Source organism: Neobacillus sp. DHD-1R, from assembly GCF_057747995.1.
On sequence record NZ_CM173232.1, the window covers coordinates 5,097,466 to 5,110,137 of the forward strand.

Here is a 12,672-nt window from a genome sequence, read left to right on the forward strand (position 1 = left end):
ACATGAAATATATTACCACTTACCTTTTACAAAATTAAACAAAAAGCAACAATATTAAACAATAAAAACAGTTGATTATCAATATACAGTTTGTGGGAATTATAATGGAATAAAATCTAGTAATTTTGTGCTCCTAAAATTACTAGATTTTTCGAGTGGCACAGTACTTTTTAAATAGGAAAAACAGCCTAAAATTTAACCTTCTAAAATAAAGTATTATATTTTCTCAATAAAATATTTGTAGAGCAGATTTTTAACTGCCCCTGATTTTACGACAAGATATTAAGTACATTCAATTTACAATAAGCTTGTATTAAAATTTCTAACATTTTGGGGGTGCAGTTTTTGACAAAACAGAAAAAGCAGAAATGGAAAAGGAATTTAGTGGTGATGACTGCTATAACTGGACTTGGGTTCTCTACATTTTATCCAGGCCTAAGTATTCCGGTTGCAGCGGTCGAACAGCCTGACCAGCCGATTCCTAAGGAAGAATCGGTCTCAATTGTTCAACTTGTAGTACCAAATGATAAGGCAAAGGACAAGCTTCTTGAGCTTGGAATTGACCTTACCCACAGAATCGAAGCACACGACGGAGTCTATGAGGTGGATGCCGTTGTCACACCAACAGAAATTGCCATGTTAAAGACCTTTGGCATCAATGTAAAAGAGACCCTGATCACCGAAAATCAATGGAACACACGCGTGGCAGAGCGGCAATCTACTGTCCAGCTGCAAGCCAGTCTGGCAGCTTCCGAGGATACACTTAAAGTCATTAGGGCAAACCATTTTACCAATCAATCAGGCACCTTCCTATATCTCGAAGTGAAATCAAGCGCCGGTGCGACTGCTAGCACAGCACTTAAAGCAACTTGGACCGAGAACGGTGTGGAAAAATCTGCTACACTTTCTAGATTGGTAGATTACGGTGAATATTTATATCACTATTTGCTTCTACCAGTTAGCGCCATTCCTTCATCTATTAAAATTGAAAGTAATCTTGGAGGAACAGCTACGAGCACCATTACTGAATGGTTAGGGAAAGAGCCGAAACATCCAAAAACAGATTATGTTACGGATTTTGTTGACCACTATATGGCACCAAATGAATTATATGAACGTGCCGAAAAACTTGCAAAAGAATTCCCGAACTTGGTAGAAATCATTGATATGCCAAATAAAACAAATGGTTACAGACGTCTTGCCCAAGCAACTATCGGCGGCACGACCAATCTCGCAGTTGTTGTTTCCTCAAAAGCATGGGGGCATAAAGGCGGGAATGATGTATCGGTAGAATTCAAGAATCCGGGAACCAATAATGCACCACTAAAAGTGACTGTGGATGGTACCAAGATTTCAGTAGATTTAGCTACTGATTCGTCAGGAAAGGCAACAAGTACTGCCGCACAAGTGGTTAAAGCACTGAATGAGAATGCTAGCCAACTTGTCACTGCGACTACATACCGCGGTAATACTGGTGCTGGTGTTGTCGCACCAACTACAAATGCTGCGATATTAACTGACGGCTTGAAAGCAGGGGCAGACGTTTCCCGTGATCCTTTTACAGTAAAAGCGATCCGAATCGGCAAGCATCGTGACGGTTCTAAGCCAGGTGTTCTTGGATATGCTCAGGAGCATGCCCGTGAATGGGTGACCCCACTCGTAACAATCGAAACGGCGGAAAGACTACTGCGAAACTATAGTCAAGATAGTGAGACAAGAAAGCTTGTCGATAATCTTGATATATTCCTTGTACCTTCAGTAAATCCTGATGGTGCCAATTACAGCTTCAATGATTACAATATGCAGCGTAAGAATATGACCAATCACTGTGGTCCCACTGCCTCTGACCCTGGGTACCGTAATAATTGGGGAGTTGACCTTAACCGTAACCATTCTGTTGGTTCCGTTTTTGATGGCTATATTGGCGGAGGTACAAGTTGTACGGGAGAAACTTACGCTGGACCAGCTGAAAACTCTGAGCCTGAAGGAAGAAACCTTGTCTGGCTTGCTGACAAAAACCCCAATATTAAGTTTGCAATGAATATTCATAGTTATGGCGGCTACTTCATGTGGTCCCCTGGTGCTTACGATTCAAAACGTACAACACTGCCACGCCCATCAGCTGGTGAGGAAGCGTTTTACTGGACAGCTTCTGATAACATCTTAAATGATATTCAAGACCACCGCGGAACGGTCATTCTACCTAGCCGTACAGGTCCAATTCCTGACGTACTATACTCTGCTGCAGGTAACTCTGCGGACTACCTATGGTATGAAAAGGGGATTTATGCCTGGAACTTCGAAGTAGGGGCAGATTTATGGAATAAGGATACAAAAAGATGGCAGGCAGTTGGATTCCAGCCAGCCTTTGTAGAAGGTCATGAAGAAGCAATGGAATTTGCCAATGGTTTGATTGGCTTAATTAAAGTAGCCTACAACAGTGCAAAAGACCATCAGCGGCCTTCCTCAAAAGCTACACCTGGAAACGGTAAATACACAGGTCCGGTTGATGTTAAGATTGAAACAAGTGAGCCAGCCACCATTTATTATACGCTTGACGGCAGCCGCCCTACCTTCCAATCAGCTAAAATTAAATTAAGCGGCACCCGTGAATTTGCAGAAACATTAAAAATTGAAAAGACAACAACCATCAATTATTTCACTGTGGACGCCGCAGGAAACATTGAGAAAAACTACAATCCACTTGGTAATGGGGAAAACTATAATTCTGTAACGCTTACAATAAAATAACGGTTTGCAAGGGGTTGGCCTTACGGGGTCAACTCCTTTTTCAAACCCGCCTGTTCCAAGCCCGAATATGTATGTAGAGGTTTCCTCCCCTATTTTTAAAGGAATGGACATTGAAACCAATCAACCTACACCAGTTTCTTTCGGTGTAACCACAGAACGAGTAGATCACATTTATGAACAGCTCTCCCGTATGACAATGGGAGATTATATGAAAGGAAGAACATTACACCACACTCATTTAGACATACCCACACTTCATTATTGATTGAAGCTGGAGTTGGCATTAAAGAAATACAACAGCGGCTTGGACATACAGATATTAATACGACAATGAATATCTACGCTCATATGACCGCCAATATGAAAGAAAAGGCCTCCCAACAGTTTAGCAAACTGATGAAAGACCTTCTCCTATAGTTAGCTTTTCTTTTGTCATGGATTCGGTGTTTTTTAGAAACCGAGGACAAGAAAAGTATATTATCATTTTAGACGTTGATATAACAAGGTTTTATAACCCTTATTACATCATGCCGCCCATTCCACCCATGCCGCCCATATCAGGCATTGCAGGGCCTGCTGGTTCTGGCTTGTCAGCAACAACTGCTTCAGTTGTTAAGAACATAGCAGCTACAGAAGCAGCGTTTTGAAGAGCTGAACGTGTAACCTTAGTTGGGTCAACGATACCAGCATCGATCATGTTTACCCATTGGCCAGTTGCAGCGTTGAAGCCTGTGCCGACTTCTTCACGTTTTAAGCGGTCAACGATAACAGATCCTTCAAGACCAGCGTTGTGAGCAATCGTACGAACTGGTTCTTCCATTGCACGAAGAACGATGTTGATACCTGTTGCTACGTCGCCTTCTTCTTGAAGTGCAGCAACCTTGCTGTATACGTTTAGAAGGGCTACACCACCACCGGATACGATACCTTCTTCAACAGCAGCACGAGTTGCGTTTAATGCATCTTCAATACGAAGTTTGCGTTCTTTTAATTCAGTTTCAGTTGCAGCACCAACCTTGATTACCGCAACACCGCCAGCTAATTTAGCTAAACGTTCTTGTAATTTTTCACGATCAAATTCAGAAGTAGTTTCTTCTAATTGAACACGGATTTGGTTTACACGTGCTTGGATTTCTTCCGTTGCACCAGCACCTTCAACGATTGTTGTATTTTCTTTTGTTACAACAACCTTAGAAGCGCGTCCTAATGAAGAAATAGTCGTTGTTTTCAATTCACGGCCAAGCTCTTCAGTGATGACTTCACCGCCAGTTAAAGCAGCGATATCTTCAAGCATCGCTTTACGACGGTCACCAAAGCCAGGAGCTTTAACAGCAACTGCATTGAATGTACCGCGAAGTTTGTTTACTACTAATGTAGAAAGTGCTTCACCTTCAACATCTTCAGCAATCAACAATAATGGCTTGCCTTGTTGAACAACTTGTTCTAGAACTGGAAGGATTTCTTGAATGCTAGAAATCTTCTTGTCAGTTATTAAGACATATGGATTTTCTAAAACAGCTTCCATTTTGTCTGTATTAGTTACCATGTAAGCAGAAGTATAACCACGGTCAAACTGCATACCTTCTACTACATCCAATTCAGTTGTAAAGCCTTTAGATTCTTCAATTGTGATAACGCCGTCGTTACCAACGCGCTCCATTGCTTCAGCAATCAATTGGCCAACTTCTTTGTCGTCAGAAGAAATAGCAGCAACTTGAGAAATAGATTCTTTTCCTTCAATTTGCTTAGAAATAGCTTTTAATTCTTGAACAGCAACAGCTACAGCTTTTTCAATCCCTTTACGGATACCCATTGGGTTCGCACCAGCAGTAACGTTCTTTAAGCCTTCGCGAATCATCGCTTGAGCAAGAACAGTAGCAGTTGTTGTACCGTCACCGGCAACATCGTTTGTTTTGCTTGCTACTTCAGCAACAAGTTTTGCACCCATGTTTTCGAATGCATCTTCTAATTCGATTTCTTTCGCAATCGTTACACCATCGTTAGTGATAAGTGGTGAACCAAATTTTTTCTCAAGAACCACGTTGCGTCCTTTAGGTCCAAGAGTAACTTTTACAGCATTTGCAAGAGCATCAACACCACGAAGCATTGCGCGGCGTGCATCTTCACTAAACATAATCTCTTTAGCCATGATCAAAAAACCTCCTCATAATTTTCAAATGGTTTATTTTTTCGTCCAGCCTTACTCGCCTACAACAGCAAGGATATCGTTTTCGCGTACAATTAAATATTCAGCACCCTGGTATTTCACTTCTGTACCAGCGTATTTTGAGAAGATGATACGATCGCCTACAGCAACGTCAAGTGCTACACGTTCTCCGCTTTCAAGTACGCGGCCAGTACCAACGGCAACAACTTTTCCTTCCTGAGGCTTTTCTTTCGCTGAATCTGGTAATACGATACCGCTTGCAGTTTTTTCTTCTGATTCAACAAGCTCAATGATAATGCGATCACCTAATGGTCTTAACAAATCAAACAACCTCCTCAAAAATATATGTAATTCTGTCATTATTAGCACTCTCCATTGATGAGTGCTAACACAATTATTATAATAATAAATCTCTAAATCTTTTGCAAGTCTGAAGGATAAAATTTTACAAAAGAATTTTATCTTTAAACAACCTTATCAAGTATGTGAAAAACTGAATAATCTATACCTGTTTTTTTAAAAAAAGTACTCTGTTTGGTAAACTTGTTGTGAATTTTGTTTTTATGAATAAGATACTTAGAGAATTCATTGACCGTTGTATATAGAAGTTTGCTTTTACGGGCAATGTAAAGCCGTCTCATTTACCTCTAGCTCCGATATCCTGCTCTCGAGGGCAATGGAAGCCCGTTTAATTTACCTTTAACTTCAATATCCTGCTCTTGAGGGCAATGGAAGACCGTTTCTTTTACCTTTGACTTCAATATCCTGCTCCCGAGGGCAATGGAAGCTCGTTTCATTTACCTTTAGCTTCAAGATCCTGCTCTCAAGGGCAATGGAAGTTCGTTTCATTTACCTCCAGCTCCAAGATCCTGCTCCCAAGGGTAATGTAAAGGCGTCTCATTTACATCTAACTCCGATAACTCGATCCCGAGGGCAATGAAAAAATTATTTAGCCCGCCCCCTTTTCTACAAAAAAGTTCTTCTAAATTGAAACGGTAACAGGTTTAAGAGTAAAATGAGATAATAGCTGTATTTACGCTCGTTTGCAAAATCATAAGTTACTCGTTCATGGGTATAGATATTAGTAAAAGGAGTTAACCATTTGAAAAAAGAATATTGGTGGATCATCGTTGTTTACATTGTTATGCAGTTTTCGAGTCTTGCCGGTCTTCCGTTTTTGGTATTTCTAGGAATTAGTAAGGGTCTTGCTGTTCCTGTTTGGCTGGTTGCTAGTTTTACCATTGCCCTGCTCATCATTTTGTTTTTATTAAGAAAAGAAATGAACATGCGAAGCCTCGACAAAAGGGGTCATTCATTAAGTTATTCGGTCATGTGGGCCATTTTAGGAATCTTTTTGGCATTATTCTCCCAGTATGCAGCAGCATATATTGAAACACTGTTAGGCATTAAAATGGGGTCTGAGAACACACAAAGCATACTTCATATCATCGAAGCTTTCCCATTGGCGATTTTGGTTACTAGCATCATCGGTCCAATATTAGAAGAAATTGTGTTCAGAAAAATTATTTTTGGTGCTCTTTATAAACGATTCAACTTTTTTCTTTCAGCAGTCATTAGTTCTGTTATTTTCGCCATAGCCCATATGGAACCCGTTCATATTTTGATGTACGCGGCAATGGGATTTACATTCGCCTTTCTTTATGTCAAAACCAAGCACATTTTGGTGCCGATATTTGCCCATGTCACCATGAATACTATGGTGGTATTAGTGCAATCTGTTTACAAAGACGATATTGAAAGACTTCAGCGTGAGGCGGAGGCGGTTCAAAACTTTATCGGAGGCTTTCTATGAGACGTTCACCTTTGTTTTCCGGATTTATTTACTTCCTGCTTGGCGGGTTATTTACCTATTTCGCCATCGACGATGTCCAACGAAACGGATGGGGCTTTTTCAGCTATCTCCTCGTTTTGTTAGCCACCTTTGATTTTGGCTCAGGTCTAAAAATCATCCTGTTTTACATGAAATACAAAGACAAAATTAAAAAGAAAAAATAAAAAAAGGTGTCAGGCACCATGTGAAGAATTCACATGGGTGCCTGACACCTTTTCTATTATTTACACCTTGGTTTTTGTTTTAATTGTGGAGGATGGGTCTTGTGTCATTTCATGGGTATATTCCACGACGCCAATGAGACAACTAGGTCCAATTTTGACGGTATTGCCTCGAACTACGTCTGCCGTTGTATTTTCTAAATAAATTTCATCGCCTTCAATCACCTTGGCAGCAAGTGTGCCGACCTCTTTGCCAAAGGGAAGCAGAGAATTTTTCTTTCTTTTCACCGTGATTTTTCCGCCGCCAATCTCCTCTGCTGTACTTTCACCAAAGCGCAAGCCGATTTTAATTGTATCTGCTGATAATAATCCTTTGATTTCAAAGCCGCCGCTTGAATCAAACAATTCATATTCGACATCTCCCTTTACGGCGATACTTCCTTTTATGATAGCTTCATCACCACTGAGGCCTTCCTCCACTTCCAGCAAACCAAGGATTTTCATTTTTTCCAATTTGGCTTGTTTGTCGACCTTCATGGTTCCCATGACGAGTGTTTCTTTCACTCTCACATTTCCATTAAATTCTGCCTCACCTAAAATTTTGGCAGTTCCGATTGTCACATTTCCGTTTGCTTCACTTGTGCCATAGACACGAAAAGCAGAACATTCGACATCATTCACAATCGTTCCTTCGCCACGAATGCTGATTTTATCGTATTGGCCTCCGGGGTAACTTCCTGTGCCATTAATGATAAGGTTTTTGCTATTTCCCATGTTCTTCCCCTCCCTTAAACCTTTCGAATGTCACTAATAACGGCATTTTTATCCTGTGAAAATTCTTTGGTGTATTCTACGACACCTATTTGGCAGTTGGCGCCAATCTTGACTTGATGACCCCGCACGACTTTCGCTTTTGTATTTTCTAGCTCAACGATGTCTCCTTCAATGATGTCCGCTTCTAATTGCGATTTGAAAAAGGATTTAAATAAAGTGCTGAAAAAAGACCCTTTATGCTGCTTGACAATAATGGTTTGACCGCCAATTTCTGTCGCTTTACATTCACCATAAATCTTAATATTAACTTGATCGGCATTTAAGAGCCCGCCAATGGTAAACCGATATTCCCCTTTAAAAAGCTCCGCTTCACAATCATCCTTCACCGCAAAAAGACCTCGAAGATTGATTTCATCACATTTTACTTTTCCACCAACCGTGACTTTGCCTGAAACCTTTAACTGTTTTACATAGAGGTTTTCATCAATCCTTGCCGTTCCTTCAACAGAAAGCTTTTCCGCCTCGATATTCCCATTAAAGCGGGCATTCCCGTTCACTTTGACGGTATCCGCTCCCACATTCCCCTTCATTGTACCTGACCCATTGCACTCAAACGCCGTACACTGCACGTCACTGTTGATCGTTCCTCTACCATTAACCGTTACTAAATGGAAGTGGCCTCCGTTAGACGAACCTAATCCATTAATGACCAAGTCTCCTCTACTTTTCGTATCCATTGCCAGTCTCCTTTATAATAATTTTGCTTTAATTTCTTCCATACACCCCATAAGCGATAGAGACACGATTATTTTTGTTCCCTTTTCAAAATGGAAGTCTTCTGCATTTATCAGTAACAGACAGGATGACACTCCAAGCTTACGAGTAATGATCAAGTCACAGCTTTTTTGCTTAATGAGCTGCTCATTGTCTTTTAACAGCTGAAGCAGCATTTTTCCTTCATCTAAGTTTATATCGCCTGATTCTAAAAGTTTCTCTAATACATATATCTCCAACATGCGTGAAAAATTAAATTTATCGTTGCTGCCTTTATCTTGTTCTAAATAAAAATTCATCACTTCATTCGAAACAATGTTACGTTTTACTAAATCATCTTTGTCTAACTGCATATCACTAATATTAGGTGAAAACATATCTGCTAGTTCATCTAATGACAAATTTTCTTTCATGGTTTGTATCTTGTTAATTCTCTCTAAGATTTTTTCTTTAGGGAAAAAGGTTTCTTGACCCGTAAAGGTTGATTTTCGAATAAACCATTCTTCCGGAATTAAATCTTTACGCTTCCATCTATATAGCTGTCCGTAAGAAATTCCTGCATAATCCAGTAAATCCTTTTTAGATATTAACTCCTCGCTCATGATTGAAAACCCCTTTCTATTTCTAATGTAACATAACACTGTTACGTTGTAAAGTTAGACTTGAGCACAAAAAAAAAGGGCCTGCCCCCCTAACTTCAACATATCGCTGACCTTTTCAATTAGCGATTATAGATTGAATGTTAACATGGGGGTCTGACCCTTTTCTTATTCTTCTATATCTTCTGTCGGATAATGTTTTAAAAAGTAGATCAAGGATTGCAGCTCTACTGCTAAATCAATGTGATGCACCCTAATTGATGCAGGCACATTTAATCTTGCCGGCGTAAAATTTAAGATTGCTTTTACATCTGCATTCACAAGCCGATCCGTAATCATTTGTGCAACGGGCGCAGGAACGGTAAGGATGGCGACCGAGATTTTTTCCTCCGTTAACACATTCTCCAATTCATCCATGTGATACACGGGCACCTCACGGATCTTCGTTCCCATTTTTGCCGGATCCACATCAAAGCCACACTCTATTTTAGTGTTATTATTTTTTAAAAAGTTATAGTTTAAGAAAGCTGTTCCTAGATTTCCGACGCCAATTAATGCAACCTTTGTTAATTCATCTTGATCAAGCGTTTTCCGAAAGAATGTTAAAAGGTAATTGACGTTGTAGCCATAGCCCTTTTTCCCCAAGGCCCCAAAATAGGAAAAATCCCTGCGAATAGTGGCTGAATCTACCTTTACCGCCTCACTTAATTCCGCTGATGATACCCTTTGCTTCCCAGCAGTATGCAGGTTTTTCAAAAACCGATAATAGAGGGGCAGCCGTTTCGCTGTCGCCTGTGGTATCTTTGTCGTTTCGTTACTCATACTCTCCCACACCCCTTCCTTTTATTTAACTTGTTCGCTTCGCTTAAAATCACCGTTCTTACCGCCCGTCTTCTCGACTAAATAAGTCGGTCCAATGACCATGCTTTTATCGACTGCTTTACACATATCATAAACGGTTAAGGCACAGGCAGAAGCAGCTGTGAGCGCTTCCATTTCCACACCTGTATTCCCTTTTGTTTTTACAGCTGCAACTATAGATAATTGGTAGTTCTCATTTTGCCCTTTTTCCCATGAAAAAGAAATATTGATCCCTGTTAATGGAATAGGGTGACACATCGGAATGATGTCCCATGTCTTTTTGGCAGCCATCACCGCTGCAACTTGGGCTACTGCTAAGACATCGCCTTTTTTCATTTCATTGTTCGTTATTTTATCAAAAATTTCTTTGCTAACAGTAATACTAGAATGTGCAAGAGCCGTTCGTGCCGTCTCTGGTTTGTCACTGACATCGACCATTTTTGCTCTGCCCTCTTCATTAAAATGAGTAAATTCAGCCATCAATAAATCCCCCTACCCCAAAATAATACACTATTTTCACTAGTATGTGTGTGAAAGTTTGCACTAAATATACATTTTTTCGCTGATAAAAGAAATCCCGCCAATCGAAAGCCCCGCTTTATTGCCGATGTTCAGGATATACGGTACACTAATTATAGTTAATAGAGGTGAATAAAATGATTTTATTGCAAGTGAATCAACTACAAAAATATTATGGTGCTGACCTTATTTTATCTAATATAAAACTGGAATTACAAACACGGGACCGTGTTGCCCTTGTTGGCCGTAATGGTGCCGGCAAATCAACATTATTGAAGATTATTGCCGGGCATTTGTCACATGATGGCGGCGAGATCATCAAACCCAAAGAAGTGACCATAGGCTATTTAGCTCAGAATACTGGCCTTGAGTCCAATTTATCCATTTGGGATGAAATGTTGACCGTTTTCCAACATCTGTTGTCGATGGAAAAGTCATTGCGGCAGCTGGAGACTAAAATGGCCGATTCTAGTGTATACGAAGACACTGGAAAATACGAGCGAATCTTATCTGAATATGATCAACTTCAAGTGAAGTTTAAAGAGCAGGGAGGCTATCAATACGAAGCCGATATTCGCTCTGTTTTACATGGGTTACATTTTAATGAAAGTTCCTTGATGATTTCAAGTTTAAGCGGCGGGCAAAAAACAAGGCTTGCCTTAGGAAAGCTATTGTTAACCAAACCGGATATTCTAATTTTGGACGAACCGACCAACCATCTTGATATTGAAACTCTTTCCTGGCTTGAGCAATATCTGCAAAGTTATGAAGGGGCCATTTTAATTGTCTCTCATGACCGTTACTTTTTAGACAAAGTCGTCACACAGGTTTACGAGGTATCGCGCAAGCAAATTGGGCGGTTTACAGGTAACTATAGTGCTTACCTTGAACAAAAAGCGGCCAATTATGAACGTGACTTAAAACTTTATGAAAAACAACAGCAAGAGGTCGCTAACCTGCAAGATTTTATTAATCGGAATTTAGCAAGGGCCTCAACGACCAAACGGGCGCAAAGCCGCCGAAAAAAGCTTGAAAAAATGGAGATGATGGATCGGCCACTTGGGGACGAGAAATCGGCTGCATTCTCCTTTGAGATCGAAAAACAAAGTGGTAATGATGTTTTGATGGTAGATTCTTTAGCGATTGGGTATCAAGGGGAAATGGTTTCAGAGGCGATCACTTTCCGGGCGTATAAAGGGGAAAGTATTGCTCTGGTTGGTCCAAATGGAATCGGCAAATCAACGCTATTAAAAACGATTATTAAGAAGCTGCCTGAGTTAAAGGGGACCGTCAAATATGGATCAAACCTTTCGATTGGTTATTATGATCAGCAACAGGCTGAATTAACTTCTAATAAACGTGTATTAAATGAGCTATGGGATGATTACCCTTTAAAGAGTGAAAAAGAAATTCGTACCGTTCTCGGTAATTTCTTATTTTCCGGTGACGATGTGTTAAAAATTGTCTCTACCCTAAGCGGCGGGGAAAAAGCCCGTCTGGCACTCGCTAAACTTATGTTGGAAAAGGCCAATCTGCTAATTTTGGATGAGCCTACGAACCACCTTGATCTTGATAGTAAAGAAGTTCTTGAGAATGCCTTAATTGATTACCCTGGCACCATTCTTTTTGTCTCTCACGATCGCTATTTTATTAACCGGATCGCAACGAAGGTTTTAGAATTAAGTCGAAAGGGCAGCGATGAGTATTTAGGTGATTATGATTATTATCTAGAAAAGAAACTGGAGCAAGAGGAACTCGAAGCATTAGCGCTCGCTGCGGCAACGAAAAAAGAAACTTTAGTGGATACCTCAGAGAAAAACAGTTATCAACAGGATAAGGAAAGTAAAAAGCTTGAACGGCAGCGTAAACGAAAACTAGAAGAAATAGAACAACGAATCGAAGAGCTCGAGAAACAAATCCAAGATTACGAGGAAAAGCTCTGTGAACCTGACATTTTTCAAAACCATGAAAAAGTATTAGAAATTAATCTAAAAAGTGAACAGGCTAAGGCTGAGCTTGAGCAACTAATGGAAGACTGGGCCGAACTTGCTGATTAATGGTTGAAACCGGGTGGCTGCCCGGTTTTTTCTTTTAAGGAAAAAACCAAAAAATTTTCGTTGATATTCAACAAATTTCAAAGAGACATTCGACAATTTTCTATTATTTTATACAAAATCCATGCTCCTTTCGACAGCTTTTTTACTTATCAACACA

Annotated in this window: 12 protein-coding genes and 1 pseudogene; 5 read left to right on the top strand and 8 right to left on the bottom strand. The window is 40.2% G+C overall.

Annotated features, from left to right (window positions below):
- Window positions 1–345 precede the first annotated feature (345 nt).
- The gene (locus tag AC3ANL_RS25045) at window positions 346–2,751 is read left to right on the top strand and encodes a M14 family metallopeptidase (RefSeq protein ID WP_488327009.1); all 2,406 of its coding nucleotides are present in this window, start codon (window positions 346–348) and stop codon (window positions 2,749–2,751) included.
- Window positions 2,752–2,967: 216 nt separating this feature from the next.
- Window positions 2,968–3,168: pseudogene (locus AC3ANL_RS25050) on the top strand (tyrosine-type recombinase/integrase); the annotation flags it as partial.
- A 103-nt stretch (window positions 3,169–3,271) separates the two neighbouring features.
- On the opposite strand, the gene groL reads toward AC3ANL_RS25050, so the two are convergent.
- The 3 genes from groL to AC3ANL_RS25065 all read right to left on the bottom strand — a co-directional run bounded on the left by groL (window position 3,272) and on the right by AC3ANL_RS25065 (window position 5,767).
- A complete protein-coding gene (gene groL / locus AC3ANL_RS25055; RefSeq protein WP_488327010.1) occupies window positions 3,272–4,900 on the bottom strand; it encodes a chaperonin GroEL in 1,629 nt (542 codons plus the stop codon).
- A 51-nt stretch (window positions 4,901–4,951) separates the two neighbouring features.
- Window positions 4,952–5,239, bottom strand: coding sequence for a co-chaperone GroES (groES, locus tag AC3ANL_RS25060; RefSeq protein WP_488329833.1), 288 nt, complete (start codon window positions 5,237–5,239; stop codon window positions 4,952–4,954).
- Window positions 5,240–5,623: 384 nt separating this feature from the next.
- Window positions 5,624–5,767 (bottom strand): hypothetical protein, encoded by a 144-nt coding sequence (locus AC3ANL_RS25065; protein WP_488327011.1) that lies wholly within the window; start codon window positions 5,765–5,767, stop codon window positions 5,624–5,626.
- A 253-nt stretch (window positions 5,768–6,020) separates the two neighbouring features.
- On the opposite strand from AC3ANL_RS25065, the gene AC3ANL_RS25070 reads away from it, so the two are divergent.
- Entirely contained in the window at window positions 6,021–6,731 is a 711-nt protein-coding gene (locus tag AC3ANL_RS25070; protein WP_488327012.1) for a CPBP family intramembrane glutamic endopeptidase, read from the top strand.
- The gene (locus AC3ANL_RS25075; RefSeq protein WP_488327013.1) at window positions 6,728–6,934 is read left to right on the top strand and encodes a YdiK family protein; all 207 of its coding nucleotides are present in this window, start codon (window positions 6,728–6,730) and stop codon (window positions 6,932–6,934) included. Before AC3ANL_RS25070 ends, AC3ANL_RS25075 begins: the two co-directional genes overlap by 4 nt.
- Window positions 6,935–6,994: 60 nt before the next feature.
- Here the strand turns inward: AC3ANL_RS25075 and AC3ANL_RS25080 are convergent, their stop codons facing one another.
- The 5 genes from AC3ANL_RS25080 to moaC form a co-directional block, all read right to left on the bottom strand.
- Window positions 6,995–7,705, bottom strand: coding sequence for a cytoplasmic protein (locus AC3ANL_RS25080; RefSeq protein WP_488327014.1), 711 nt, complete (start codon window positions 7,703–7,705; stop codon window positions 6,995–6,997).
- Between the two features lie 14 nt (window positions 7,706–7,719).
- A complete protein-coding gene (locus AC3ANL_RS25085; RefSeq protein WP_488327015.1) occupies window positions 7,720–8,442 on the bottom strand; it encodes a polymer-forming cytoskeletal protein in 723 nt (240 codons plus the stop codon).
- Window positions 8,443–8,454: 12 nt separating this feature from the next.
- Window positions 8,455–9,081 carry a YhbD family protein gene (locus AC3ANL_RS25090; protein WP_488327016.1) on the bottom strand — a complete coding sequence of 209 codons (627 nt, stop codon included), beginning with the start codon at window positions 9,079–9,081 and terminating at the stop codon, window positions 8,455–8,457.
- Window positions 9,082–9,246: 165 nt separating this feature from the next.
- Window positions 9,247–9,900, bottom strand: coding sequence for a redox-sensing transcriptional repressor Rex (locus AC3ANL_RS25095; RefSeq protein WP_488327017.1), 654 nt, complete (start codon window positions 9,898–9,900; stop codon window positions 9,247–9,249).
- A 21-nt stretch (window positions 9,901–9,921) separates the two neighbouring features.
- Window positions 9,922–10,419, bottom strand: coding sequence for a cyclic pyranopterin monophosphate synthase MoaC (gene moaC, locus AC3ANL_RS25100; protein WP_488327018.1), 498 nt, complete (start codon window positions 10,417–10,419; stop codon window positions 9,922–9,924).
- Between the two features lie 176 nt (window positions 10,420–10,595).
- Between moaC and AC3ANL_RS25105 the strand changes: the two genes are divergently transcribed.
- A complete protein-coding gene (locus tag AC3ANL_RS25105; protein WP_488327019.1) occupies window positions 10,596–12,515 on the top strand; it encodes an ABC-F family ATP-binding cassette domain-containing protein in 1,920 nt (639 codons plus the stop codon).
- Window positions 12,516–12,672 lie beyond the last annotated feature (157 nt).

Bases quoted from the DNA above. Each gene is read 5' to 3' on its own strand.
- groL (WP_488327010.1), bottom strand. From the start codon at position 4,900: ATGGCTAAAGAGATTATGTTTAGTGAAGATGCACGCCGCGCAATGCTT.
- AC3ANL_RS25065 (WP_488327011.1), bottom strand. From the start codon at position 5,767: ATGAAACGAACTTCCATTGCCCTTGAGAGCAGGATCTTGAAGCTAAAG.
- AC3ANL_RS25075 (WP_488327013.1), top strand. From the start codon at position 6,728: ATGAGACGTTCACCTTTGTTTTCCGGATTTATTTACTTCCTGCTTGGC.
- AC3ANL_RS25080 (WP_488327014.1), bottom strand. From the start codon at position 7,705: ATGGGAAATAGCAAAAACCTTATCATTAATGGCACAGGAAGTTACCCC.
- AC3ANL_RS25085 (WP_488327015.1), bottom strand. From the start codon at position 8,442: ATGGATACGAAAAGTAGAGGAGACTTGGTCATTAATGGATTAGGTTCG.
- AC3ANL_RS25090 (WP_488327016.1), bottom strand. From the start codon at position 9,081: ATGAGCGAGGAGTTAATATCTAAAAAGGATTTACTGGATTATGCAGGA.
- AC3ANL_RS25095 (WP_488327017.1), bottom strand. From the start codon at position 9,900: ATGAGTAACGAAACGACAAAGATACCACAGGCGACAGCGAAACGGCTG.
- moaC (WP_488327018.1), bottom strand. From the start codon at position 10,419: ATGGCTGAATTTACTCATTTTAATGAAGAGGGCAGAGCAAAAATGGTC.
- AC3ANL_RS25105 (WP_488327019.1), top strand. From the start codon at position 10,596: ATGATTTTATTGCAAGTGAATCAACTACAAAAATATTATGGTGCTGAC.